The 25,190-nt window shown below is 71.5% G+C and carries 19 protein-coding genes; 7 read left to right on the plus strand and 12 right to left on the minus strand.

Features of this window, described 5'->3' with window-relative positions:
* Nucleotides 1–17: 17 nt before the first annotated feature.
* Both WMF14_RS30345 and WMF14_RS30350 read right to left on the minus strand, forming a co-directional pair.
* On the minus strand, nucleotides 18–1,412 hold the full coding sequence (locus WMF14_RS30345) for a sigma 54-interacting transcriptional regulator (protein ID WP_272094392.1): 1,395 nt from the start codon (nucleotides 1,410–1,412) through the stop codon (nucleotides 18–20).
* A gap of 1 nt (nucleotide 1,413) precedes the next feature.
* Nucleotides 1,414–2,904 carry a serine/threonine-protein kinase gene (locus WMF14_RS30350; RefSeq protein ID WP_437791760.1) on the minus strand — a complete coding sequence of 497 codons (1,491 nt, stop codon included), beginning with the start codon at nucleotides 2,902–2,904 and terminating at the stop codon, nucleotides 1,414–1,416.
* Between the two features lie 377 nt (nucleotides 2,905–3,281).
* On the opposite strand from WMF14_RS30350, the gene WMF14_RS30355 reads away from it, so the two are divergent.
* The 4 genes from WMF14_RS30355 (at nucleotide 3,282) to WMF14_RS30370 (ending at nucleotide 9,544) form a co-directional block, all read left to right on the plus strand.
* On the plus strand, nucleotides 3,282–3,671 hold the full coding sequence (locus WMF14_RS30355; protein ID WP_272094394.1) for a hypothetical protein: 390 nt from the start codon (nucleotides 3,282–3,284) through the stop codon (nucleotides 3,669–3,671).
* 53 nt (nucleotides 3,672–3,724) lie between these two features.
* A complete protein-coding gene (locus WMF14_RS30360; RefSeq protein ID WP_272094395.1) occupies nucleotides 3,725–4,561 on the plus strand; it encodes a PspA/IM30 family protein in 837 nt (278 codons plus the stop codon).
* A 13-nt stretch (nucleotides 4,562–4,574) separates the two neighbouring features.
* Complete coding sequence (locus WMF14_RS30365) at nucleotides 4,575–7,397, plus strand: cation-translocating P-type ATPase (RefSeq protein ID WP_437791762.1); 2,823 nt, start codon at nucleotides 4,575–4,577, stop codon at nucleotides 7,395–7,397.
* Between the two features lie 185 nt (nucleotides 7,398–7,582).
* Nucleotides 7,583–9,544: a sugar-binding protein gene (locus WMF14_RS30370; RefSeq protein WP_437791765.1), complete on the plus strand. Its 1,962-nt coding sequence runs from the start codon at nucleotides 7,583–7,585 to the stop codon at nucleotides 9,542–9,544.
* 110 nt (nucleotides 9,545–9,654) lie between these two features.
* Here WMF14_RS30370 and WMF14_RS30375 read toward each other — a convergent pair whose 3' ends face one another.
* Nucleotides 9,655–9,945, minus strand: coding sequence for a hypothetical protein (locus WMF14_RS30375; RefSeq protein ID WP_437791767.1), 291 nt, complete (start codon nucleotides 9,943–9,945; stop codon nucleotides 9,655–9,657).
* A gap of 222 nt (nucleotides 9,946–10,167) precedes the next feature.
* Here WMF14_RS30375 and WMF14_RS30380 point away from each other — a divergent pair, with 222 nt between their 5' ends.
* Nucleotides 10,168–11,154 carry a hypothetical protein gene (locus WMF14_RS30380; RefSeq protein WP_437791769.1) on the plus strand — a complete coding sequence of 329 codons (987 nt, stop codon included), beginning with the start codon at nucleotides 10,168–10,170 and terminating at the stop codon, nucleotides 11,152–11,154.
* A gap of 37 nt (nucleotides 11,155–11,191) precedes the next feature.
* Here WMF14_RS30380 and WMF14_RS30385 read toward each other — a convergent pair whose 3' ends face one another.
* The 6 genes from WMF14_RS30385 to WMF14_RS30410 all read right to left on the minus strand — a co-directional run bounded on the left by WMF14_RS30385 (nucleotide 11,192) and on the right by WMF14_RS30410 (nucleotide 18,225).
* Nucleotides 11,192–12,310, minus strand: coding sequence for a DUF6544 family protein (locus WMF14_RS30385; protein ID WP_437791772.1), 1,119 nt, complete (start codon nucleotides 12,308–12,310; stop codon nucleotides 11,192–11,194).
* Nucleotides 12,311–12,946: 636 nt separating this feature from the next.
* Nucleotides 12,947–14,059, minus strand: a complete 1,113-nt coding sequence (locus WMF14_RS30390) for a hypothetical protein (RefSeq protein ID WP_437791775.1) — start codon at nucleotides 14,057–14,059, stop codon at nucleotides 12,947–12,949.
* Between the two features lie 115 nt (nucleotides 14,060–14,174).
* On the minus strand, nucleotides 14,175–14,690 hold the full coding sequence (locus WMF14_RS30395) for a hypothetical protein (RefSeq protein ID WP_437791777.1): 516 nt from the start codon (nucleotides 14,688–14,690) through the stop codon (nucleotides 14,175–14,177).
* Nucleotides 14,687–15,799, minus strand: a complete 1,113-nt coding sequence (locus tag WMF14_RS30400) for a hypothetical protein (RefSeq protein ID WP_437791780.1) — start codon at nucleotides 15,797–15,799, stop codon at nucleotides 14,687–14,689. The genes WMF14_RS30395 and WMF14_RS30400 overlap by 4 nt, the downstream gene beginning before the upstream one ends.
* A gap of 231 nt (nucleotides 15,800–16,030) precedes the next feature.
* Nucleotides 16,031–17,143 carry a hypothetical protein gene (locus WMF14_RS30405; RefSeq protein WP_437791782.1) on the minus strand — a complete coding sequence of 371 codons (1,113 nt, stop codon included), beginning with the start codon at nucleotides 17,141–17,143 and terminating at the stop codon, nucleotides 16,031–16,033.
* A 32-nt stretch (nucleotides 17,144–17,175) separates the two neighbouring features.
* Nucleotides 17,176–18,225 carry a hypothetical protein gene (locus WMF14_RS30410; RefSeq protein WP_437791783.1) on the minus strand — a complete coding sequence of 350 codons (1,050 nt, stop codon included), beginning with the start codon at nucleotides 18,223–18,225 and terminating at the stop codon, nucleotides 17,176–17,178.
* 233 nt (nucleotides 18,226–18,458) lie between these two features.
* Here WMF14_RS30410 and WMF14_RS30415 point away from each other — a divergent pair, with 233 nt between their 5' ends.
* Both WMF14_RS30415 and WMF14_RS30420 read left to right on the plus strand, forming a co-directional pair.
* On the plus strand, nucleotides 18,459–19,679 hold the full coding sequence (locus WMF14_RS30415; protein WP_437791785.1) for an RNA polymerase sigma factor: 1,221 nt from the start codon (nucleotides 18,459–18,461) through the stop codon (nucleotides 19,677–19,679).
* Nucleotides 19,680–19,814: 135 nt separating this feature from the next.
* Entirely contained in the window at nucleotides 19,815–20,549 is a 735-nt protein-coding gene (locus tag WMF14_RS30420) for a hypothetical protein (RefSeq protein ID WP_437791788.1), read from the plus strand.
* 350 nt (nucleotides 20,550–20,899) lie between these two features.
* On the opposite strand, the gene WMF14_RS30425 is transcribed toward WMF14_RS30420, so the two are convergent.
* The 3 genes from WMF14_RS30425 to WMF14_RS30435 all read right to left on the minus strand — a co-directional run bounded on the left by WMF14_RS30425 (nucleotide 20,900) and on the right by WMF14_RS30435 (nucleotide 25,090).
* Nucleotides 20,900–21,169: a hypothetical protein gene (locus WMF14_RS30425; RefSeq protein ID WP_437791791.1), complete on the minus strand. Its 270-nt coding sequence runs from the start codon at nucleotides 21,167–21,169 to the stop codon at nucleotides 20,900–20,902.
* A complete protein-coding gene (locus tag WMF14_RS30430; RefSeq protein WP_437791793.1) occupies nucleotides 21,141–22,646 on the minus strand; it encodes an EGF domain-containing protein in 1,506 nt (501 codons plus the stop codon). The genes WMF14_RS30425 and WMF14_RS30430 overlap by 29 nt, the downstream gene beginning before the upstream one ends.
* Nucleotides 22,647–23,428: 782 nt before the next feature.
* Entirely contained in the window at nucleotides 23,429–25,090 is a 1,662-nt protein-coding gene (locus WMF14_RS30435; protein WP_437791796.1) for a hypothetical protein, read from the minus strand.
* Between the last annotated feature and the right edge of the window lie 100 nt (nucleotides 25,091–25,190).

Raw genomic sequence — 25,190 nt, forward strand, 5'->3', positions numbered from 1 at the left:
GCCGCCGTCGCGCCCGCTCACTCCTGTTCCTGCTTCGCGCCGATGCCGTGGCGGCGCAGGTAAGCCCGCACGTGCGCCCGCTCCATGCCCGCGCGCCGCGCCATCTCGCTCACGTTGCCCTTCGCGTCCTCGGACAGGGCGGCGAAGTAGTCGCGCTCGAACCGCGCGAGGACGTCGCGCTTCGCCTCCTGGAACTGGCGGCCCTTCATCGACGCGAACGAGCTGCCGGCCGCGCTGCCGCCGGCGCCCGGCGGGATCGACGGCGAGGAGGAGCTCGGGTGCACCGGCGTCTCGGTGAGGGCGCCGAGGTGCGCCGCGATGTCGATCTCCTCGCCCTCGGCGGCGAGCGCGAACGCGACGGCGACGGCGTTCCTGAGCTCGCGGACGTTGCCCGGCCAGTCGTGCCGCATCAGCCGCTCGAGCGTCATGTTCGAGACGCGCTCGTAGGCGCTCTCGTCGCCGAGATCCTTCAGCATCCTGCGGACGAGCACGGGGATGTCCTCCACGCGCTGCCGGAGCGCCGGAAGCTCGATCTTGATCTGCGCGACGCGGAAGTAGAGGTCGCTCCGGAAGTTGCCGCCGTTGACGGCCCGCACGAGGTCGCGGCGCGTCGCCGCGAGCACGCGCACGTCGACCTCGCGGTAGCTCGATCCGCCGACGCTCTTGATGCGGCGCTCGGCGAGCGCGCGGAGGAGCTTCGGCTGCACCTCGAGCGGCAGCTCGCCGAGCTCGTCGAGGAAGATCGTGCCGCCGTCCGCCTCGATGAACGGCGAGAGGCGCTTGTCGACAGCGCCCGTGAACGCGCCGCGCTCGTGGCCGAACAGCGTCGCCTCGGCCAGGGTCGGCGGGATCGAGCCGCAGTCCACGACCACGAACGGCTTCTTCGAGCGGGCGCTCGCCAGGTGCAGCGCCTGCGCGACGAGCTCCTTGCCCGTGCCGGTCTCGCCCGTGATGAGCACCGTGAGGTCGGTCGGCGCCATCTTCGACAGGCGCTCGAAGATGGCCCGCATCCCGGGGCTGCTCGCCACGAGCGGGCCGAACGACGGGATCGCCGAGACCGTGATGCGCTCGGGCCGCAGGGGCTCGAACTGGATCTCGGTCTCGCCGAGCCGCAGCTTCGTGCTCGTGAGCAGGTAGATGTCGCCGACCCGCACGCCGCCGACGAAGGTCCCGTTCCGGCTGTCGAGATCGCGCACGCGCACGCCCTGCTCCGTGGCGACGAACTCGGCGTGCACCGCGCTGACCTTGGCGTCGTCGAGGACCAGCTGGCAGGCCGCGTTGCGGCCGACGATGACGGGATCGGTGCCGATCTCGATCCATCCGCCGCCGCGCGCGGCCGACGATTTCGTGAGGCGGATGCGCCCGCCGCGCACCTCGACCCGGTTCTTCGTGCCTACCGTTGCGTCGAGCAACTCAGTGCCTCTCTGTCTTGCGGCGCGAAGGGGGTCCCTCCGGCCGGGGAATCTCTGCGCCCCCGCCCCTGCTCGGCGGTGGCGGCGGCGCGCCTGCGCCCGCCCTGCTCGGCGGTGGCGGCGGCGCGCCTGCGCCCGCCCTGCTCGGCGGTGGCGGCGGCGCGCCTGCGCCCGCCCTGCTCGGCGGCGCCGGCGGCGCGCCTGCGCCTGCCCTGCTCGGCGGTGGCGGCGGCATGCCCGCCCTGCTCGGCGGTGGCGGCGGCGCGCCTGCGCCCGCCCTGCTCGGCGGCGCCGGCGGCGCGCCCACGCCCGCCCTGCTCGGCGGCGCCGGCGGCGCGCCTGCGCCCGTCCTGCTCGGCGGCGCCGGCGGCGCGCCCACGCCCGTCCTGCTCGGCGACGCCGGCGGCGCAGCGGCCCTGCTCGGCGGCGGCGGCGGCACGGTGCTCCCGGCCCTGGGAGGGGCGAGCGGAGCAGGCGGCGGCGAGCTGTGGCCGGCGTCGGTGAAGCCGCCGCCGTTCTCCGTCATCGTCGGGGGGCCGTCGACGACCGTGGGGTTGTCTTCCAGGAACGCGTCGGGCAGCTCGGAGGGATACCTGCTCCGCTGCGAGCGGCGCGTCGCGCGGGTGATGTTCGCCGGCTGGATGGCGCGCCAGCTCGACAGCGCCTCTCCCGCGGAGCCGAAGCGCCCTTCGCGCCGGCGATCGAGCGCCCGCTCGAGGAAGCGCTCGATGCCCACCGGCCATTTCTCGCCGGTCGCCTCGGCGAGCGACGGCGCCGGGCGGTCGAGCTTCATCGCGACGAGCACCGCGGCGTTCGCCCCCTCGAACGGCAGCCGCCCGGACAGGGCCCGGAAGGCCACCGCGCCGACCGCGTAGATGTCGGCCCGCTCGTCGGCCCGCGCGGCGCCCCGCACCTGCTCCGGCGCCATGTACGCGAACGATCCCAGCGTCGCGTCGAAGGCGGTGAGCGTCGGCTCTTCCTTCTCGCGCCGCGTGAGCTTCGAGATGCCGAAATCGAGGATCTTCGCGCGCTCGCGCCGATCCGGCAGGCCGAGGTGCTCGAGGTAGATGTTGCCCGGCTTCAGATCGCGGTGGATGACGCCCGCGGCGTGCGCGGCCACGAGCCCCTGGAGCACGTCATCGATGATCGGCCCGACCTCGCTGAACGGCAGGTACTGCTCGCGCTTCAGCCGGTCCGCCAGCGACTCGCCGTCGAGCTGCTCGAACACGAGCAGGTGCTCGCCCTCGTCCGTCTGGCCGACCTCGAGCAGTTGGCAGACGTACGGGCTCTGGATGGCCGAGGCGATCTTCGCCTCGCGGTCGAAGCGCCGCACGAGATCCGGCTTCATCGCGGCGCGCGCCAGCAGGACCTTGATGGCGACCTGCTGATTGTCCGATTCCCGTGTTGCTGCCCAGACTTCGCCCATGCCGCCCCGCCCGAGCAGGCGGGTGACACGGTAGCCAGCAACGACGTCGCCCGGGTGGATCGCCACGTAACCTGGATCGGGACCGTACCACCGCCACTCTCGGACAGGTGAGAAAAAAGCGAGCGTCCGGGGAAAGGCGGTGATTCCCGGAGCGAGCAGAACCGATCACGGAGCGGCGCGCGTCGCGGCTCGCGGCGCGCAATCCAGGCGTGCGGCGCGCGTCGCGCGCTCGTGACGTGACAGCGCGCCGATGCGATCGGAGCACGAACCCAACGAAGGGGGCGCCATGGTTCGGAGGACCACGGCGAGCCGCGCGGGCTCGATGAACCATCGTCGCGGCGTCGTCGCCGCAGCCCGCAGCCCGCGGCGCGCGGAATCCCGGGAAGAATCCGAGGGACGCGGCACTAGCCCGAGGCGACATGATTCTGTAGGCTCGGCGCGCCATGCCGCGCACAGCCGAGGATGTCGAAACCTACCTCCTGCAGCTCGATCGCCGGTTCGAGAACGACGCCGGTACCTACCTCGTCTCGGGGGGCGCGGGAGCGCCGCCGATCGCGATCCGCATCGACCCGCCGATCGTGGCGGTGCGCGTCTCGATCGGCCCTGTCCCCGGGGACGACGCACACCAGACCAAGCTCTTCCGCCGCCTGCTCGAGTACAACGCGACCGATCTGATGCATGCTTCGTATGGGATCGAGGCGGGCACCGTCGTCCTGTCGGCGGCGCTGGAGCTCGAGAACCTCGACATGAACGAGCTCGAGGCGATCCTGAGCGACATCGATCTCGCGCTCGCCCGCCACGTCCCCGTGCTGCACGATCTCGCGCTCAGCTGAGCAGACCCGCCGCGCCTTTCGACCCTGCGCACCCCGAGAGTTGGAGCTGATCTATGGGAATTTTCGCGCGCCTTGCGACCCTCATCAAGTCGAACCTGAACGACCTCATCAGCCGCTCGGAGGACCCCGAGAAGATGCTGAACCAGGTCGTCATCGACATGGCAAACCAGCTGATCGAGGCGAAGAAGCAGGTCGCCGTCTCGATCGCCGACGAGAAGCGGCTGGCCAAGCAGGCCGAGCAGGAGGCCGCCCACGCCGCGGAGTGGGAGCGCAGGGCGATGCTCGCGATCAAGGCGGGCGACGACGCGCTGGCCAAGGAGGCGCTGAACCGCAAGAAGGAGCACGACCAGCTCGCCACCTCCTACAAGGACCAGTGGCAGAAGCAGAAGCAGGCCGTCGACCAGCTGAAGACGGCGCTGCGCCTCCTGAACAACAAGATCGAGGAGGCGAAGCGCAAGAAGAACGTGCTCATCGCCCGGAAGAAGCGGGCCGAGGCGCAGAAGGCCATCCAGGAGACGATGAGCGGCCTGAACAACGCCTCCGCCTTCGAGACGTTCGACCGGATGGCGAACAAGATCGACCAGATCGAGGCCGAGGCCGAGGCCGCCGGGGAGATCGCCGAGCAGTACACGGGCGACACGCTGGCGCACCGGTTCGGGCAGCTCGAGGCGACGGCGGGCGCGGACGACGAGTTGCTCGCGCTCAAGCGGAAGATGGGCGTGCTCCCGCCCGAGCCGCCGCCCGCCGCGGCGCCGCCGCCTCAGGTGCGCGTGGCCGGCGCGGGCGGCGCGCCGGCCGCCGCGCCCCAGGCCGAGCAGGACGAGCTCGCGGCGGCGATCGCGGAGCTCGAGGCCGAAGAACAACGTGAACAAGCCAGGATGAAGCGCTAGAGCACGCCTGCCCATGAGCCAAGCCGCCACGGCGCTCCGCCCGGCCGGACCGAACGCCTCTCCCGCCGCTCCCATCCCAGTCCACGCCGAGGAGGTCGGCGCCTTCCTCGAGCGCGTCGGGGTCAGCTCGTCCGGCGGGCTCTCCGACGCCGAGGCGCAGAGGCGCCTCGCGGAGCACGGCAAGAACCGGCTGCCCGAGACGAAGAAGAAGAGCGCGCTCGTCCGCATCCTCGAGCAGTTCGCGAACCCGCTCGTGCTCACGCTCCTCGCCGCGGCGGCGATCGCCGTGGTCGTCGGCTTCACGGCCGACCAGGACGAGAGCTTGCTCCACCGGTTCGGCGACGCGATCGCGATCCTGCTCATCGTGATCCTGAACGCCTTCCTCGGTTACTACCAGGAGCGGCGCGCGGAGGCGGCCCTGGAGGCCCTCCAGAAGCTCAGCGCGCCGAACGCGCGCGTCCGCCGCGGCGGCAAGACCGTGGTCATCGCGGCCGAGGACGTCGCGCCCGGCGACATCCTCGAGCTCGAGGCGGGCGACTCGGTCCCGGCCGACGCGCGGCTCGTGCAGACGATCAGCTTCGCGACCGAGGAGGCGGCGCTGACGGGCGAGAGCGCGGCCGCGGTCAAGGACGCGCTCGCCCCGGTCGCGCGCGACGCGCCGCTCGGCGACCGGGTCACGATGGTCTTCACCGGCACGAGCGTCGTGCGCGGCAAGGGGCGCGCGGTGGTGACCGCGACCGGCGTGGGCACCGAGCTCGGCCGGATCGGCGAGATGATCCGCTCGGTCGGCGAGCAGAAGACGCCCCTCGAGGAGCGCCTCGATCGCTTCGGCTCGGTGATCCTGCGGGTGTGCCTGGCGCTCTCCGCGGTGCTGCTCGGCTGGGGGTTCATCCGGGGCGGCCGGCCGTGGCACGAGCTCCTGCTCGAGGGCGTGAGCCTCGCGGTGGCCGCCATCCCCGAGGGGCTGCCCGCGATCACGACGATCACGCTCGCGCTGGGGATGCAGCGCATGGCGCGGCGCGGGGCGATCGTGCGCAAGCTGCCCGCGGTCGAGACGCTCGGCGCCGCGACGATCATCGCGTCGGACAAGACGGGCACGCTCACCCAGAACGAGATGACCGTCCGCCACGTGTACGCGGGCGGCCGCCGCTACACGGTCACCGGCGAGGGGTACAACCCGGCGGGCGCGCTGCGGGACGAGCACGGCGCGGAGGTCGTGGACCACGCGGCGCCCCTCACGTACCTGTTCGCGACGGTCGCGCTCTGCAACAACGCGTCGCTGGACGAGGACCGGGCGACGGGCCGCTGGAACATCGTCGGCGATCCGACCGAGGGGGCGCTGCTGACGCTGGCCGCGAAGGGCAACTACTCGCGCGAGTCGGTCGCGCCGTCGCACGCGTTCGTGCACGAGCTGCCGTTCGACAGCGACCGCAAGCGGATGACGGTGATCACGCGGGACGAGCGCGGCCGCGAGATCGCGCACGTGAAGGGGAGCGTCGACGTGCTCCTCCCGCTCTGCGTGAAGTTCGCCGACGACAAGGGCGTGCGGGCGCTGACCGAGGACGACCGCGTCGCGATCGTCGCCGAGGCCGATCGCATGAGCGCGGCCGCGCTGCGCGTGCTCGCGATCTGCCGCCGGGTGCGGCTCAGCCGCGACGAGGACGACGTCGAGCGCGAGCTCACGTTCCTCGGCCTGGTCGGGATGATGGACCCGCCGCGGCAGGGGGTGAAGGAGGCGGTGGCCGAGTGCCGCCGCGCCGGCATCCGCGCCGTCATGATCACCGGCGACCACCGGCTCACCGCGACGGCGATCGCCAAGGAGATCGGGCTCTGGGACGAGGGCGACGAGGCGCTCAGCGGCGCGGAGCTCGCGGCGATGGGCGACGAGGAGCTGGCGCGGCGGATCATGCACCTGCGCGTCTTCGCCCGGACGACGGCGGAGCAGAAGCTCCGGCTCGTGCGGGCGTTCAAGGCGCACGGCCACATCGTCGCGATGACGGGCGACGGCGTGAACGACGCGCCCGCGCTCCGGGAGGCGCACATCGGCGTGGCGATGGGGCGCGGGGGCACCGACGTGGCGCGGCAGGCGGCGGACCTCGTGCTGGCGGACGACAACTTCGCGACCATCGTCGAGGCGGTGCGCGAGGGGCGCGCCATCTACCGCAACATCCAGAAGTTCATCTTCTTCCTGCTCTCGTCGAACATGGGCCTCCTCGTGGCCGTGTTCGTCGTCTCGTTCTTCGGCAAGTGGCCGCCGCTGACGCCGCTCATGATCCTCTGGATCAACCTCGTGACGAACGGCCTGCCGGCGCTCGCGCTCGGCATCGATCCGCCGGATCCGCAGCTCATGTCCGAGGCGCCGCGGCCGCGCGACGAGGGCCTGCTCGTCAAGCGCGACTACCTCGGCATCGTCTACGTCGGCGCGATCATGGGGCTCGCCGCCGTCGCGCTCTACGCGACGTCGGACCAGACCGAGGAGGCGCTGCTCCGCACGCGCGCCGTCGCCTTCTCGCTGCTGGCGCTGTCGCCGCTCTTCCACGCCTGGAGCTGCCGGAGCCCGGTCATCTCGCTCTTCGCGTCGAAGCCGCTCATCAGCCTCCCGCTCCTCCTGGCGGTCGCGGCGAGCGCGGCGATCCACCTGATCGCGCTGCTCGTGCCCGCCCTGCGCCCGGTCTTCCGCACGTACGCGATGTCGTCGAACGAGTGGATGCTCCTGCTCGTCCTCTCGGCGCTCATCGTGCCGGCCGTCGAGATCGCAAAGCTCGTGTACCGCCGGATCCGCCCCGAAGGCGCCGGCCCCGCCCGCCTCGCGCCCTCTCCCGGGCCCCACGGATGACAGCGGGTGAGGGCCTCGGCACCGCCGGGTCCCCTCGCCTGCCACGTCGAGATCGCCGCCTCGCGGCGTCCAGGGTGCCGCCTCGGGTGGGCGACGTGGGCGACGTGGGCGACGCGGAGCGATCCGGAAAGAAAGTGCTCGTGGTAAGAACAAGCGGGCGCGGAGAGGCGTCCAAACCCGAGCTTATGAGACGTAAAACACACTCGTACCGTGCGCCGGGGGCGCAAACCTCCGGCTCCCGCCTCGCCGCGCTCGCGCCGGTCGCGCTGGCGGCGCTGACCACCGCCGCCCCCTCCCCCGCCCTCGCCGCCGGCACGCCGATCGCGGCGCCGCTCGTCGAGTCGAAATGGCTCAAGCTCGACGGGGTCCCGAAGGAGTGGCCGGTGGCGTTCACCTCCCTCGGCCTCAAGCTCAAGGGCAAGCCCAGCAAGGCCGATCTCGCCGCCCAGGTGGCCATCGCCTACGACGACGCGCGGATCTACGTGGCGGCCGACGTGACCGACGACACGCTGCGAGGCGGCGCCGATCACGTGAAGGTCGTGATCGGGTTCCCGGGCGGAAAGGTGCAGGAGGTCGCGCTCTACCCGGGGCAGCCGGGCAAGACAGCGGGGAGCGTCAAGGTCCCGGGCGGCAAGGCGGTGGCCGGGGCGAGGGTCGTCGAGGCCCCCCGCAGCGGCGGGTACACCCTGGAGGCGAGCGTCCCCTGGGCGGCGTTCCCCGAGGCGGCGACGACCCGGGTCGGGCTGCGGGCGGGGCTCTTCGTCCACGACGACGACGGCGGAGGGGTCGACGCCGTCGTCGGCAGCGCCGCCTCGGAGGCGTACGCGTCGCTGTCGCCGCTCGCGACCGAGCCGGAGCTCGCGCTCACCGACGGCCTCCTCCGGAGCAAGGGCATCCAGGGCCGCGCGAGCTACGACCTCGTCGCCGACGTGGCCGGCGATGCGATGCGGGAGCGGGTGCTCGTCTACGAGCGGTACATGATCGTCCTCGGCCCCGGGTTCCGGAAGGGCGCGCAGTACTACTTCGAGGACCTCGGGGTCGACGCCAAGGACGGGATGCTGCCGTCGCTCACGGCGCGCGACCTGACGGGCGACGGCCAGGCGGAGCTCATCCTGCGGAAGCGCTCCGGCAGCGGCGCGAAGTACCGCGAGGTGATGCACGTGCTCCAGTTCGGCGCCGGCGATACGCCGAAGCCGATCTTCCAGCACGAGATCGCGATCGCGACGGACAAGGGCTCGGTCGTCAACGACGTCGACTTCGTGGCGGACGGCGACAAGGTGGCGATCCGCGTGGAGCCGGGCAAGGCGACCCGGTACGACGCGAGCAACTACGCGGAGGGGGTCGAGACGACGTACGACCCGCTGCTCTTGCCGTGGGGGTCGATCAAGTCGCAGCTCTACAAGCTGACCGGCGGGGTGTTCACCAAGGCGAGCGAGCAGCGGCAGGCGAGCGCCGCGGGGCCGCGCCCGGCGCCGGCGAGGGCCGAGGAGGCGCGGGCCGCGCCGAAGCCGGCCGGCCTCTCGCCGGCCGAGATGCTCGACAAGGTGTACGCCCTCTACCGGCGCGACCGGAGCGCCTCGGCGAGCAAGCCGCAGTTCGACCTCGGCGCCGACGTGGCCGGCGGCAAGGAGCCCGAGCGGGTGCTCCTGCACGACCGCGACATCGTGGTGTTCGGCAAGGGGTTCCGTGGCGGCGCGGGGTACGCGTTCATGACGCTCGCGCAGTTCGCCTCTCCGGCCGACATCCGCTCGGTGCGCGCGCTCGATCTCACCGGCGACGGCAAGGCGGAGATCATTGTCCACGGCACCGTCCGCGCGGCGGCGCCCAAGGAGGCGGGCGGCGGGACCGTGGACCGCGACGTCGTGATGATTTTCCGGGTCGACGGCGAGAGTATCCAGCGGATCTTCGCGGCCGAGATCGCGCGCAGCGTGGGCGGCAAGAAGATCGCCGGCGAGCTCAAGTTCGTGCGCGTGGGCGACAAGATGGGGATCGAGCTCGCCCCGGGGAAGGCCGTCGAGTGGACGGAGCAGACGTACCCCTTCAACCAGGACAAGGCGCCCGTCGGCGGCTTCGAGCCGCTGCTGCTGCCGTGGGGCGGAGCGCAGCCGGCGCGGTACGTCTGGAACGGGTCGATCTTTGCCAAGTAGGCGGGAAGAGGGCCTCGCGGCGTCAGAAAACGCTGGGTCTCACCGCGAGCGGCGCGCGGTGAGGCGGGGGCCGTCGCGGGCCTGAGGGGCGCAGGTGGCCGAGTTTCGCTTCACGACCTCGTCGGGTCCCTCCGGCGCGCCGGGGGCCACGGCATCGACGTGGTGGTCAACAACGCAGGCCTGTCGGCGATGGGGCTCAGCGAGGGGTTCACGACCGACCAGGCGCTGAGGCTGTTCCAGGTGAACGTGCTCTCGTGGCGCTCGTCGAGGCGCCGGCCGGCAAGCGGCCGCTGCGCACGATCGTGGGCGGCGGCTCCGGCCAAGCGCTCGGCGAGCTCAACGCGGTCGCGGAGCGGCTCCAGGCCGAGACGCTGCGCGCGCAGGGGCTGGGGGGTGGTCACGCCGGGATGACGCCTTCTCGGAGGGGGCAGGGCACGCGCCGAGCCCGCTGGCGCGGGGCCGCGTGGTGCCCGGGATCACCACGATTCGCTTGCTCCTGAAGAAAGCATGATGAAAGGTTACCTGTCCTCGTAAAGCGATGAGGCCGATGAGACAAGGACCTTGAGACGCCTCTCGCGCTCATGCTTGCTTGTCCTGCGCCGGAGTTGCCAGTACAGGGTGCCATGGGCTCGACCCGGACCGCGTGGCACGTGCTGCTCGCCGCATTGCTGCGCCAGCGCCGCCCGCGCCATTTTCAGATCCAAAACGAGGTGCCCTTGTCGACAGAGCCGCCCCGGGCCGATGTTCTCCTGCTGCGCAATGAGGCTCCGGGCGAAACCCACGGGCCGGCCGGCACCTTGCGAAGGCTCTGGTCGCTCTTGCCCAGGGAGACGATCGTCGAGTTCAAGAGTGTCCGGCGCACCTACCGCGGCCGCGATCTCGACCGGCTCTGGGGCTACCTGTCGCTGCACTACGCGGGCGCTGGGAAGCGGCTCGGACCGCGCCGCGACCTGGCCGGCGTGTTGCTGCTGCCGTCGCGCAGCCGCCCCCTTGACGCCGATGCCGCGGCGCTCGGGCTGCTCTGGCGCAACCTCGCCGGCGGCTACTGGCAGCTCCAGGGAGGAGCGTTCGCGCTGTACGTGGTCGAGCTCGCCAGGGTGGCCGAGGAGGAGGGCGATGATCTGCTACACTTGCTCGGTCACGGCACGGCGCGGACTGTTGAGGCGCGCCGCTGGCTGGCCGAGCAGGTCGGTGCGGAGGAGATCGCGATGGCGATGCGCGAGCTGGAAGGCTTTGACGAAGTGCTGCGGACGCTGCTGAAGAAGCTGCCGATCGAGACGCTGCTGCCAGCGCTGCCGGTGGACGAGCTGCTGGCGGCGCTGCCGCCCGAGCAGCGGGCCGCGGGGCTGACCCCCGAGCAGCGGGCCGCGGGGCTGACCCCTGAGCAGCGGCTCGCCGGCCTTCCGCCCGAGCAGCGGCTCGCCGGCCTTCCGCCCGAGCAGCGGCTCGCCGGCCTTCCGCCCGAGCAGCGCGTCGCAGGGCTCACCCCCGAGGAGCGGCTCCTCCTCGTGCCTGACGAGACGTTGCGGCTGCTGCCCGACGACTACCTGCGCTCGCTTCCAGAGGATGTCCGGGCGCAGATCCGCGCCCGGATCGGCCGCCCGCTCTAGCGAAGCGCAGGGCTTGCGTGCGGGAGCCGCTCTCCCGCTACGGCCCTGCGGGGTTGTGCTCCACGTCGAGGATCTCCCAGCGGTAGTAGCTGAAATTCCCGCTCTCGAGCTTCCACAGGACCTCCCCTCGGCTCGGGATCCGGATGCCCCGGAACGTGCCCCACTCCGAGCACGCCACGGACCAGGGCGTGAGCTTCGCGTCCGCGCCGCCGCCGAGATAACGCTCTGCCTGCAGCCCGAGCACGCGCCCCTGAGGATCGAACATGAACACCGCCGATGCGACCTTCCCCGCGTGGCGCATCGTCGCCTTCGCGCTCGTCGCGTCGATCGACTCCCACGCGATGTAGGGGCGGAGCGCCGCTGACGGGAACCAGACGATCTCGCCCAGAAAGCGCAGCATGGCGCCCTGGTCGATCTTCTCGTCGGCCGCATCGACGATGTCGAGGAGCGACGCCGCCTTGATCAGCATCTGGCCCTTGCCGGCGGCGTATTTGTCGCGGCCCTCGATCGGGAGGACGCCCATCATCTTCGTGGTGACCTTCCAGACGAACGCAGGCTCGCCGACGGAGAAGTACTGCTCGGCCTCCGCGGGCATCCAGGCGGCGCCGGGGCTGGCCCGGAGCTCGCCGCGCTGTTTCAGCCGGACCGTCTGAGTCCTCTCCCGGCCGACGACGCCCGAGGCCTCCAGCCAGGTGCGCACCGGCGCGGGCAAGGGCTCGAGCTCGGAGGGCTCGACGGTGGAAGCGTGCGGCTCGGCGGAGCGCGCGAGCAGCGCTCGAACCTCCGAATCAACCTGATGGCGGAAGCGTGCGTGTGCGGCTGCGGCCACGATCGGCAAGAGGAGGAGCACGTTGACGAGCGTCCCGAACTTCGCCTGGGGCCACGCGAGGACGATGAGGCCCTGGGAGAGGAACACGCCGAAGAGCGCCAGCGCCCACCACGCGTCGCGCCGCAGGACGCAGAGCGCTGCCGCCGCGAGCAGCACGAGCAGCGCCGCGAGCCAGAGCAGGGCGAAGACCCGGCTTCCCGCGGGAGAGAAGGGAACGAGCGTGCGATCGCTCGGCTGACCGGCGGCCGCGAGCTTCGACCACTCGCGGTATCCGACGAGGTGAATCGCGCCGTGGAGCGCGATCAGGAGGGCCAATCCGAGCCGCATGGCGTGTCTCTTTCCCGGAATCGCCTGCTGCGCCCGGCCGTCGAGTGGTCGTTTGCAGCCGACTCCATCTCTCACGTGCTCTTTTTGCATTTGCAGCCCGCGTGCCAAACCGGGATCGACGCCGAGGGGGCTGTCCATTCGGGCGGAGCCGAGCGCCGAGACGCGCGGCTCGGCCGTCGTCCACGCAGATCTTGCGCGCCACGTTCGCCGTCGCTGCTACACCTGTTGGGCTCAACTTCGACGAGGTGTTGCGGACGCTGCTGACGAAGCTCCCAATCGAGGCGCTAGAGATCCCTGCCGCACGGCACCGCCTCACTCGACCGAAGTGGACCGCTGCTTGCGTCGGTCGCCGGTATCCTACGCTCCGCCTGGCCAGCAGCTGCTGGCACGATGACGAAAACGGAGCGGCGCTCGACAGGTTGACGAATCCCGGTGCGGCGAAGCATCCCCGAGCCGGACCGTGGTGGCGCATGTCACCAGCAAGAGAGCTCCTGCCGAGAACCAGGAAGAGCTCTTCAAGGTTCGGCAAAGACGTACCCGCAAGAAGCCGTGAAGCGCCAGGGGGAGACCGCCGCGTGCAGCCTGGTGGGATCGAAGAGGCCCGCGTCCGCGTGGCCGTCGCCGTTCACGGCCGTGTCATCCGGTGGGCTCCGGCAGGCAACAGACGGTCGTCGGGCGCGGCTCGCCGCCGGCCGGGTCGCAGAACCCCACATGGTTGACCTCCCATTCGGCGCGGATGCTGCCGAGCGCCGCACCATCCTCCTCGGGAAGCAGGCAGTCATCTGCCCCGCCGGCCGTCACCGTCGTCGTCCCGAGGAGCGCGTCTTCGCTGCAGGCGCGATCCGAGTAGGCGCTCACCCGCGCGACGCACTCCCTCGGCGTGCGGTTGGGCACGCAGGCGCACGGCTCGCAGCTCCGCGTGAGGTCCCGGTTATAGAAGATGAACTTTTCCGAGAACACGGGCGGCTCCCCCGGAGCGGCGGGCGGGTAGCATCCGCGATCCCCCTCCAACCCGATCATGCAGTAGCGCCACCCGGGGGGCACGTTGGCCTCTTGCTGGTTGAGCATGCAGACATCCCCGCCCACTGGACACTCGAAGTGGGCCACCCCGCCACTGCACGCGATCGCGATCTTGGCAGGGCCCGCCGGCGGAGAGGGCTCGTCCACGGTGAACGGCGTGCACGAACCATCCGGCCCCGGCGCGATCCAGATTGCGCTGAACTCGTCTGCCGGCACGGTCCCTGGAGACGTGCACTCGCCTCGCCAGTTCCGGGGCGGATTGAACGGCCTGAGCGTCTCCGCCGGGGTGTTCTCGCACGAGGCGTGCGAGTGCGCCGCAACCAGCGCCGGCATGTAGCAGAGCGGAACGCTGCATCCGCACTTGGGACAGGGCTCCTCGCCCGGCCGCAACGACCGGAGCCGGGAGAACACCGTCGGAGCGATCTTCTGCGTGTTGCGACGCTGAAGGTCGTATCCGGTGAGGTCCCCGCACGACGGCTCGGGCTCGTCAGGGTCTCCGATCCACAGGAGCAGCGGATCGTAGAAGCCGACCATCGGCTGTATCACGCACCTCCCGGCGCAGACGCCGTTGCTGGTGCCGTCCTCGTTGGTGATGTGGCAGAGATTCCCCGGGAGGCCGCACGGCGGCTCTGCGCTGCCACAGCCGCTCGCGACGAGCACGCCGCCCAGGCCCCCCAGCGACAGCGTGATCGACGCTCGCAGGAGCCACCCTTTCCTGTTCCACCTCATCGCGACATCACCGCCTTCCCCGCGCGCTCCCAAGGAGCCCGTGCACGCTGTACCACCGGTTGGCTCCTGCCGCGGGCGGCGCGCCCGCCGCCCGCCGGTGTTCTCGACCAGGCCGTCACGGCGCCTCCAGCGCCTTCGGCAGACAGCAGACCGTCTTGGCGTCGCCGACCACCTCGTCGTGGATGGGATCGCCCCCCGTCGGCTTGCATGTCCCGGGCTCGTTCGAGAGCCACGTTGCGCTCACGCTGCCCAGGCTGGAGGTAGGCTCAGGAACCAGGCAGATCCCACGCTCGGTCACATCGACGCCGAGGAGGATGTCGCTGCAAGCGGCATCCTCCCAGGCGTACACGAGCGCCTCGCACCGGCTCGTCGCCGGCGCCTCGCAGGTGCACGGCGAGCACGCGGGCGCGGTCACCAGGTTCACATAGAACACCCCCACCCTGTCCGAGAAGATCTTCCGAGGGTCCGCTCCTCCCTGGGGCTGCTGGCATCCGAGATCCCCCTCCCCGACGATGCAGTGGCGCCAGCCGTCGGGCAGATGGGCCGGCTGCTGCTTGCGATCCTTGTGCCCTGGCGGTTTTTCTTTCCTCTTTTGCCATGCAACTCGGCCTCGCTCCGCCGGCAGCCTCATGTGCCCCTCGGCAAGCAGCAGATCGTCACCGGCTCCTCCGGCTCTCGCGCGCCGTCAGGTACACCACCCTCCGGCGTGCAGCGTCCTGGCTCGTTGACGATCCACGTCGCGCTCAGGCTCCCGATCATCGGGGCTGGCCCAGGGGCGACGCAGACCTCTTTTGTGGTCACACTGATGCCGACGAGCCAATCGCCGCACGCGCTGTCCTTGTAGGCGGACACGAACGCCTCGCACCGGCTCGTCGCGGGCGGCTTGCACGTGCACGGCGTACACGCGCGCGTGTCCTCGACGCCCTTGTAGAACACCGCCAGCTTCTCGGAGAACCTCGGCCAAGGGTCTCCCGCCGCGGCGGGCGCCTCGCACTCCGTGTCGAGCCCCTCGATGTAGACGCACTGCCGCCACGCCGCGGGCAGGGAATCCTGCTGCTGGTACACCAGGCATGTCTGGCCCATCTGCGCGCACAGCGTGGTCGATACCCGGCTCGGGCATGCGATCGCGACCTCGCCCGCGACCGCGTCGCGGGGCACCGGGGATTCTTCAATGACCGGCTCGCAACGCTGCTCAATCATCGGCCCGACCAAGAGCGCGGCGAGCTGCTCGGGCGGCACCCAGCCCGGCGACACGCACGAGCCGTCCCAACCCGGCGGCGGCGCGAAGAGCGTCCGTGTCTCCGCCGGCCCGTCCCCGCACATGGCCAACGAGACCGCCGCCAGGTCCGAGGGCAACGCGCAGGACGGTACGGTGCACGCGCACGTGGGGCAATGGCGCTCGACGCGCGGCAGCGCCCGTCCCAGGAGCTTCGGCGTTCCGCTCGACGGCCGGATGATCACATCCGTGTCGGGGACGACCCAGGTGAGATCCTCGCACGACGGCGCGAGGGTGTCGGGCCCCGTCCAGACGAGCATCGGCTCCCCGAACTTCCCGCCCGGTGGGTACACGCATTGCCCCCAGCAGTGGCCGTTGCTCGTGCCGTTGGCGTTCACGATCTCGCAGGTCACTTCCTCCGCGCAGTCGTGTTCCCCGGCGCGGCACCCTCCCGCCGCCGCCAGGCCGCCCGCACCGAGGAGCAGGCCCCCCGCCACCCAGCTCCGCACACGCCGCATCGCCATCGCTCCTTTCGGCTTGCCCTCCGGCCTACCAGTCCCGCAGTTCGCCTGTCTCCGGCCGACCCACCAGCCATCGATGAACACCTCCGCATCGGGCCGACTCGCCAGGATGGTCGCCTGCGCCATCTTCGCGCCCCACCCTGCACGGCCCCTCGCAGAAACGGCGCTGCGCCGCCAGCGCGAGCGACCCCGGATCGAGCAGCGACTCACGCAGGTGCTCCGCCTCTCGCCGCATCAAGTGTCCCTCGGCAAGCAGCAGATCGTCTTGGGACCTCGGGCATCGAGTTCGCCAGCTAGCGCCCCGCCCTCCGGCGTGCAGCGCCCCGGCTCGTTGACGATCCACGTCGCGCTCAGGCTCCCGAGCGTCCGGGTTGACCCAGGATCCACGCAGATCTTTCGTTGCGTGGTCATACGGGCGACGACGAGGAAGTCGCTGCACGCGCGGTCCTCGTAACCGGACACGTCCGCCACGCATCGGTGCGTCTCGGGCGGCTTGCACGTGCACGCCGTGCAGCCGCGCGTATCGTCCACCTCCGTGTAGAAGACCCCCAGCTTCTCGGAGAACCTCGGCCAAGGGTCCCCCGCCGCGACGGGCGCCTGGCATTCGCGGTCGTCCCCGTCCGCGAGAATGCAGTGCCGCCACCCCTCGGGTAGGTGGTCGTGCTGCTGGTAGAGCATGCAGCGCTGCCCGTCCTGCGCGCACAGTGTCGACGACACCTTGCCGGAGCAGGCGATCGCCACCTCGCCGGTGAGCGCATCGGGAGGCGTGGGTGATTCCTCGACCACCGGCGCGCAGGGCTGCTCGGTGGTGGACCCGATGTAGAGCGAGCCGAGGCGCCCGGACGGCACCCAGCCCGGCGACACGCACGAGCCGTCCCAGCCCGGAGGCGGCGCGAAGGGCGTCTGTGTCCCCGCGCCTTCTCCCTCGCACAGGGGCAGCGAGCTCGTCGTGATGTCCCAGGGCAGCGCACAGGACGGTGCGGTGCACGCGCACACGGGACATGAAGGCGCCTCCGCCGGCGGGGTCCGTCCCACGAACGCAGGCGGCCCGTCGGCGATCCGTATCACCTCGTTCGTCCCGGGGATGGCCCAGACGAGATCGTCGCACGACGGCGCGAGCGTCTCGAGGCCCGTCCATACGAGCATCGGCTCATCGAAAGCACGCGGCGGCTCGGGCACGCACTGCCCCCAGCAGTGGCCGTTGCTGGTGCCGTTGGCGTTCACGATGTCGCAGGTCACTTCCTCCGCGCAGTCGTAGGCATCGGCGCCGCCGCACCCTCCCGCCGCTGCCAGGCCGCCCACAGCGAGGAGCAAGCCCCCCGCGACCCAGCTTCGCACACACCACATCACTATCGCTCCTTTCCGTCTGTCGCTCCGGCCTACCAAGCGCCGACGAACAGCACGGCACCGCCCTCCGCCGTCGCGAGCGCCACGGCGCGCACGGCGCTCGCGCGCGGCGCCGGAGCCCACCAGAACGACGAGATCGCCACCGCGCCGGCGACGCCCGCGCCGATGAAGCTCGCCCAGGCCGCGGTCTCGAGCGTGCCGCGCGCGCCGTTCCTGTCGGCCAGCGCCGCGCACGCGTCCGCATGCTCGGGGTACATGCACGCCGCCGGGCCGCCGCGCCGGCGGAGCGCCTCCGCCTGCGCCGCGGCCTCGTCGCCGCGCGCCGCCGCCGCGAGCGCGAAGCCTGTCCCGAGCGCGACCCCGGCCGACGCGAGCGCGATCCCGCCGACGCGGAACACCGTTCCCGCCGACGGCCCCCCGGGCGCAGCAGCCGGCGCAGGCGCAACCGGCGCGGGCGCGACCGGCGCAGGCGCAGCCGTCGGCGGGGGCTTGGGCTCCAGGTGAAGGCCGACCATCGACTCCCTTCCCCGCTGCGCCTCGAACGGATAGACGTCATCGACATACCCCTCGAGCTTGCCGCGCGCCTCGTGCCGCCCCGGATCGAGGTAGACGAAATACATGCCCTGTCCGCGGCCGATCCGCCGACCGTCGATGAACACCTCGGCCTCGGGCCGGCTCACCGCGACGGTCGCGGACGAGATCTCGCGCTCCGCCTTCTCGAGCCCCGCCCGGAAGCGCCGCTGCGCCGCCAGCTGGAGCGTCTCCGGATACAGCAGGGACTCCCGCAGGTGCTCTGCCGCGTCCCGGGGCCGCCCCAGCGCGAGCTCCGAAAGCCCGAGCTCCCCCGCGAACTCCGGCCGCGGATCCGCCTTCCACGCCGCGCGATACGACGCCTCCGCGTCCTCCCACCGCCCCGCGCGCCGCGCCCTCTCGCCCCGCGCAAACGCCTCCTCGCCCTCGGAGCGGATCGTGGCCGCTCCGGACGGTCCAGCAGAAGGACCTTCCTCGGCGGCCACTGCCGCACGACTCCACACGACAGCTGCGGCGGTCACCGCGAGGAGCAACCGTCCTGTGGACGCCATCTCCACGGCATACTACGTGGCGAGTCTCATTTCGGTCAAGCCGCCTTGGTCCGGAGAAAGTGACGGAATCGACTCGACCGTCAGGCAATTTTGGTCGCGCCGCGAGAATGCGCGCCCTGCGGCTGCGCGGCCTGTGCCAGAAGCCCACGCGCGAACCCCATGCGCCTGGCTCGGTTCAGCGCGGCATGTCGATTCTCAAATGGCCGACGAGGTCACCAGGTAACTACGCTCGCATGAGGAAATCGTCTCGCACGACGGACACCCCCGCCGAGCAATCACCGCTCACCATCGAGGCGATCATGGCCGAACACCTGGATCTCGTCCGCCGCTACGTCGAGCGGCAGGGTTTCCGGGGCGCGGATCGGGACGACCTGCTCCAGGAGATCTTCCTCGGCGCCTCGCGGTCGCTGCCCCGGTACGATCCTCACGTTGCCAGCGTGCGCACCTGGCTCCTGCGGATCGCGTTCAACCACATCTCCAACGAGCGCAAGCGCGCCCATCGCCGGCACGAGGAGCCCTGGCCGGAGGAGGCGCTGGACGGGCTCTCCAGCGCAGCGCCTGACTCCGAGACACAGCTCATCGAGGCGCAACAGCACGAGCTCCTCGCGGATCTGCTCCTGGAGGTGCCCCCGATGCGCCGGGAGATCCTCGTCGCGCATGACCTGGAGGAGGAGGCGGTCCAGGACATCGCCGAGGAGCGCGCGATGCCGTGCAACACCGCATGGAATCACCTCCGGCTCGCGCGGCAGAGCCTCGTCGCCGCCGCGCGCCGCTGGCGGGCCCGGAACCGCGGCAGCGGCGCCCTGATCGCGCCGCTCGCCATCGCCTTCGGCGCGCTCGAGGCGCGTGCCGCCTCGCGGCCTCTCCACGAAGGCCGTTTGCGGCGGCTGCTCGACTGGACCCGCCGCGCCCTCCGGCGCGCGCCGGCTCGCGGCGAGGCCAGCCCGGCCGCGAGCTCGCAGCGGAGGCCGCCCCTGGCCACGAGGGCCGGCAGACGCAGCGTGGGAAGCACCGCAGCCGGCGCCGTGGCCGCCCTGGCAGGTGCGCTCGTCCTGCTGGTCCCCGGCCCGCGCAGCGAGAGCCCGCCGCCGCAACCTCACGCCGTCGCGCTGCGCTCCCCAGTCGCCGCGACGGTGCGCCGCGGCGCCCTGCCCTCGGGCCCGGAGCTGCGCCCCGAGGAGCCGCCCACCGGCGCCGTGAGCGGCGCCCTCAAGGCGCCGCGCCCCGACGTGACGCCCCCGCGCGCTCCGCACAGCCTTCTTCGGCGCGACGCCGCCGTCTCGATGCCAGAGGACCGCTTGATGCGGCAGGCCTTCGCGGCGCTCACGTCCGGTGAATACGACGCTGTGCGGCTCGTGCTCGAGCAACACAGACGCGACTTCCCCAAGGGCACCTACGCCGGAGATCGCGAGGTGCTCCTGCAGCGGCTGCGGGCGTTGCCACACCGCAACTGAACGGGACCGCGGCCTGGTCAGCCCCGCAGGGCGTCCGATTCGTGCCATTCCATGCCGATGAGGCCATGAGCCATTGCCATGGCCCGAGGAGCTCTGCCAACATCAGCGCGTTTTGCTCAACCCAAGGAGGCGCCTATGGCAGACCCCTACATCGATCCTTTCGAGACGAAGATTTACGGGAAGTTCGCGCGCGAGCAGATGGCCGCGGTCCTGATGGGCAAGGTCGCTGCCCTCGACGGCATGGTCGAGTTCGCGATGGGCAAGCAGCTCCTCGCCGATCAGGCGATGTCCGACGTCCTCGACCGCCAGCCCAAGCCGGCGCCGGAGCTCGACACCGCCGAGGTGCTCGACGAGGCGCGCGACGTCATCGTGCGGTTCGCCTCCTACCTCGACTCGCTCAAGGGGAGGCCGGTCGATACCCGGCTGTTCTTCCGCGGCGAGGCGCCGAGCGTGCTCGCGCGCCGGCGGCTCACGAAGCTCACCGCCGCGGTCGGGCACATCGCGGACGAGCTCGAGAGACAGCGCGACAAGGTCCGCGGCGCGGACATGTGGCTGGCCGAGCTCCGGGAGGCGCACGAGAAGCTCGGGATCATCGAGCGGCAGCAGCGCGCCACGCGTGTCGAGCGGCTCGAGCTCGGCCCCGAGGTGTCGACCGCGCGCGAGGCCTGGCTGGGTGTCTACAACGCGAACAAGAGCCTCGTCCGCGGGCTGCTCGCCCACCTCGGCAAGCCCGAGCTCCTGCCGCTCATCTTCGACGACCTGGCCGAGATCCACCGCGCGTCCGGCGTCAGCGACGCGGTCCCGCCGGGCCAGCCGGCCGCGCCGACGGCGCCGGCCGCCGCCCAGCCGGGGCCCTCGCCGGAGGCGTGAGCCGACGGCCCGCTGCAACGCTTGATGCAAGCGTTGCAGCGGGCGACTCGGTCGCCGAGTTGGCCGTTTCAAGGCTCGAGACGGCCGACTCGGTGGCCCAGCGGGTCGTTTCACGCCTTGAGACGGCCGACTGGGCGGCCCGGTGGGCCGTTTCAGGCCTTGAGATCGCCAACTCGGCGACCGAGTCGGGCATTTCAAGCCTTGAGGCGGGTGACTGTGCGCCAGGGAAGGCGATCTCACCGCAGAAGAGGGCTCACCGCCGCGCCGGCGGCGCGCGAGGCCGAGCCCCTGACGGCCTCTGCGCTTCCGGGACCCTCCGGGACCGCTACGTGCCAGTGCGGCCGGTCTCGTCAGTAGACCTCGACCGCGGCGTAGATGTCGCTCCGGTCGCGGAACACGACGATTGCCCCCTGGCTGTTGGGCAGCCCCGCGACGCCCGGCGCCGCGCCGGTCGGCGCGATCAGCCGGGCATCCGCGGCCGAGATGACGCCCGACTGGTACACCATGCGGTCGAGCTGGATGCTGTCGTCGTTGAGCTGGCTGACGACGTACGCATTGCCGACCGGATCGGCGTCGATCGCGCGGAGGGGGTCAGGACCGTTGGCGGGGAGCCCTTTCACCTGGGTCGATGTCCCGGGCGCGGAGAGGGGGATGATGTCGATGTCCGTGCCGCCGAAGGTGCCCGTCGTGTATAAGGAGCCCCTTCGCGCTCGCCCAGTCCGAGTAGAATGCTTGCCCGGGGGGGTTGGCCTCGGGGCCGAAGGTGACGCCGCCGTCCGTGCTCGTGCGGATGTGGAAAGCAGGGTCGTCCGACGCCGAGATCACGGCGCCGCTGATCTTGTCGACGATCACCTCGTGGAAAGCGCTCGACTGCGCGATGGTCGTGGAGGCCCACGCGCCGGAGTCGCCGCCCTGATCGTTGCGCAGGATCTGGAGCTGCCCGGCGGCCGGAACGACCGAGATGTAGACGTGCTGTCCGAGCGAGTCGATGCTCACCTCCGCGTCGACGATGGGCTCCACGAGCTCCTGGACGGCCTCCCAGCTCGCGCCGCCGTCCGTCGAGCGCGTGAAGCTGAGCTTGCCGGAGCTGCGGGTCGCCGCGACGTACGCGGTATTGCCGACGCCGCCTTCGATCGCCGCCTCGAACACGCCGGTGAGACCGGTCGAGATCGGCGCGCTCCAGGTCTGACCGAAATCCCGGCTCACGACCGTGAAGGCCTCACCCCCGCAGAGCATCACGACGTAGACGTTGCCGAACACATCGCTGGAGATCTTGCGCCCTGTGTTCGAGAATTCACTGTTCGGGCACGAGAGGGCGCCGCTGATCTTCTGGGCGGGCACGCTCGTGATCGCAAGCCACTGGCACGTGTGACAGCTGTCGGCAGGATCGGCGTCGTCACCGTCGTCACATTGCTCCGTGGGGTAGTCGGTCAAGCCGTCCCCACAGACCTCCAGGCCCTTGCAGTCCGCGCGGCAACCATCGCCGGCGGTCTGGTTTCCATCGTCGCAGACCTCCTCAGGCGCCTCGACGAAGCCGTTGCCGCAGCCGGGCAGGACGCACGTCACGCCGTCGCCGACGTATCCCTCGTTGCAGGCGCAGGTGAACGAGCCCGGCGTGTTGGAGCACGCGGCGTTCGCGTCGCAGTCGTCCGCGCCCAGGGCGCACTCGTCCACGTCGGTGCACGTGCCGCTCTGGCAGGTGAGGCCGCCGCAGCACGGCACCGTGGCGTCGCACGGCGCGCCCACAGGCAGGCAGCCCTGGCCGCTGCAGGTCGGGTCGTAGAGCGGCGAGCTCGGGTCGAGGCTCGTGATGTAATCATTGGCGTGAGCGCTGTGGTCGTCGATGCACGCCCGCCTGCTGACGCGAATCATCGTGTACGGCTTCGTCGCGGAGCCGGTCCTGTGACAGAGCTGGACCGTCCCATTGACGTCGACGTAGTCGCACTGCTCGGGGGTGAGCGCACCATGGGCCTCGCCCGCGGCCTCGTCCTCGCCGTCGGCCGCGGAGGGGCCGACGCTGGAGCAGTTCGCGACCGACAGCGCGGAGAACGCCGGGATCGCCAGATAGCCGAGAAGAGAGCTCCTGAGATAGCGCATGGTGTGTCCCCCTGTTCGTGTTCAAGCCGGAGCGCGATGCCGAGCCTGCGCCGGCTGAAGAAACCTCGGTGCATCCAAGTCGACAGCTCAGGATCGATGCCTGTGCGAATACGCTGCTTGCGGAGGTGATCTCGAGGCAGGCCCCTGCGCGTCTCTCGACGCGCTGCCGCGCGAGTTACCTGCTCCCGCGCTCAAATCGCGCCAAGATCAGGGAACACTGCCCCATCAAGCCCGTTTGCCCGGTGTCGCGCGCACCGCGGCACCGGGCACGAGCGGCCCCCGCCGCCAGTCGCGCTCCGCCGCTCCCCTCGCCCGAACCCCTCAGCTGCGAAGCGCGCCCCAACCATCCTGAACGAATACGGACGCTCTGCCGCGACCGATAACAGAGCGCTGGTCTGCATATGAATGACGGGGTGAGCCATGTAAACCAGAAAATGCGCTCGCCCCATTGATTGCCATTTTCTGGACTATTGCCGCCGCTCGTGGACGGACGCTGCCGTTCATGCGCGGGCGGCGCTGTTCGTGGACAGACGCCGCCGTTCGTGCACGAGCGATATCGCTCATGACAGATCCTCGGTCGCGACCCGCGCAATCCGCAGCGATCGACGGCAGGCTACCGGCAGATCACGCGCTGTGCGGGCGGCGAGCTCGCCGGGCTTCCGCCGCCCGAGCACGGCTCAGGCGTCCTGCAAGCGCTCGATATCGAGGCAGGTGCAGGCCGCCGCGAGGGCGCGCCGCACCGGCACGAGCGGCCGCGGCCGTGCTACGCCGCCGTCCCTTCTTCAACCGAGCCCTGCGAGCGCGAGCGCCTCCACGAGGTCGTCGACAAGGGCCTGGTCCGCTGTCAGTCGGTTGACAACGGCCCGGGGATCCCGCGAGACCTGGGGCAGGACGGCGGCGAGCTGGCAGCCGGCGACGCGGGCCTCGGCGAGGCGGCCGAGGCGGGCCAGGGCGACGGCGCTGTCGAGCGCGCTCCAGGCGAGGTTGGGGTGGCCGATGGCCCCGGCCTCGACGAGGGCAGCCTCGTAGTCGCCGCGGCGGCAGGCGTCGAGCGCGAGCGCGTGGTGGACGGCGCCGGGATAGCGCTTCGCCAGGCCCTGATGCTTGCGGAGGATGGCAGTGCCGCGCTCCCAGTCACCGGCGAGCGCGAGGAGGAAGCCCGTGAACATGAGCGACCCGCCGAGCTTCAAGGCGATCTCGGCCTCGGCCAGCGCCCCCGGACCGTCGCCGGCGTCGAGCAGCACGAACGCGAGCACCTGGCGGGCATTGGTCAGCTCCGGCTCGAGCGCCACGGCCCGCCGCGCGTGGTCCGCGGCCCGGCGAAGGTCGTGATCCCTGCCGGCGGCCGTCCACGAGGAGAGCACATGAAACAACGCCGAATACCCCAGCAGCACCCCGTCATCGGGGTCGCGGTCGAGGAAGCGCGCGCAGTGGTCCGCGAGCTCGGCTTGCAGGCCGCCATCGAAGGTGGCGAGCCACCGGGGGAAGCGCAGGAGCACTTCATACGCCGAGCGCGGAGGGTGGACAGCGCGCTCCTCGGACTCGATGGTATGGACCGCGCCGAGGGGCAGCGTGACAAGCAAGGTGGTGATCTCGCGGGCGATCTCGTCCTCGACGGCGAACAGACGGCCATCGACGTCGAAGCGGTCGAACTTCTCGCCCCACACCTGGATCCCGTACGCGGTGTCGTGAAGCTTGACCGTCACGCGGAGCGCGCCGGGGATGAGGCGCACGCTCCCCTCGACCACGTAGCGCGCGCCCCGCGCCTCGGCCTCGTCCAGGGTGGCGGCGCGCGAGAGCACGCGCACGCGCGGGGCGCGAACGAAGAGGTCGCCGAGCCGGTCGGTCAGGCCGTGGGCGACGGCGCGGCTCCGCGCGCCGGTCGAGCCCGACACCGGCGGCTCGCTCTCCGGCGCGTTCGCGTTCAAGGAGGCGGAGACGGCGATGATCGAGGTGAAGGGGAGGATCGCGACGACGGGCCCCCCGGCGCTGTCCGGGACACAGCCCGATCGGGGAGACAGCGGACCCGACCCATCAGCGGGCTGCGAGTCCATCGGGGGGCGCGGGGAGGCGCCGGACGGGGCGGGGTCGGCCGCGGCCGGCCCCGTGGCGAAGACGGGGGCATAGCGGCCGCGCGGCAGCTCGATGCGCACCACGGCGGCGGGGCTCGCGGCGTAGTAGCGCTCGAGGGCGCGCCGGAGCTTGCTCATCTCGACGCGTACGATCGAGTCCTCGACGGAGTCGAAGCCCTCGGGCCGATCGAAGACGCGGGTGGCGAGGAGAGGTGCGCGCAGATCGGGGCCGCGCCCCGCGAGGGCCTCGCCGACAAGGAAACGGAGCAGCCGGATCTGCCGCGCTGACCCACCGAACACCGGACTCGCCACCACCTGCTCCAGCTCGGCCGCGACGGCGGCGTGCTGGGCGCTCTGCGGAGAACGCTTCATTCGTCTGCACATCCTCACCCGTGGCCCTCGTGGACGCAACAGCGTGAATCGGACCGAGCTCCCACCCGGCTGGCCTCGCCCACGCTCCGCGCGCCCGGCG

It is taken from the genome of Sorangium sp. So ce693 (assembly GCF_051521375.1).
GTDB classification, from domain to species: Bacteria; Myxococcota_A; Polyangia; order Polyangiales; family Polyangiaceae; genus Sorangium; species Sorangium atrum.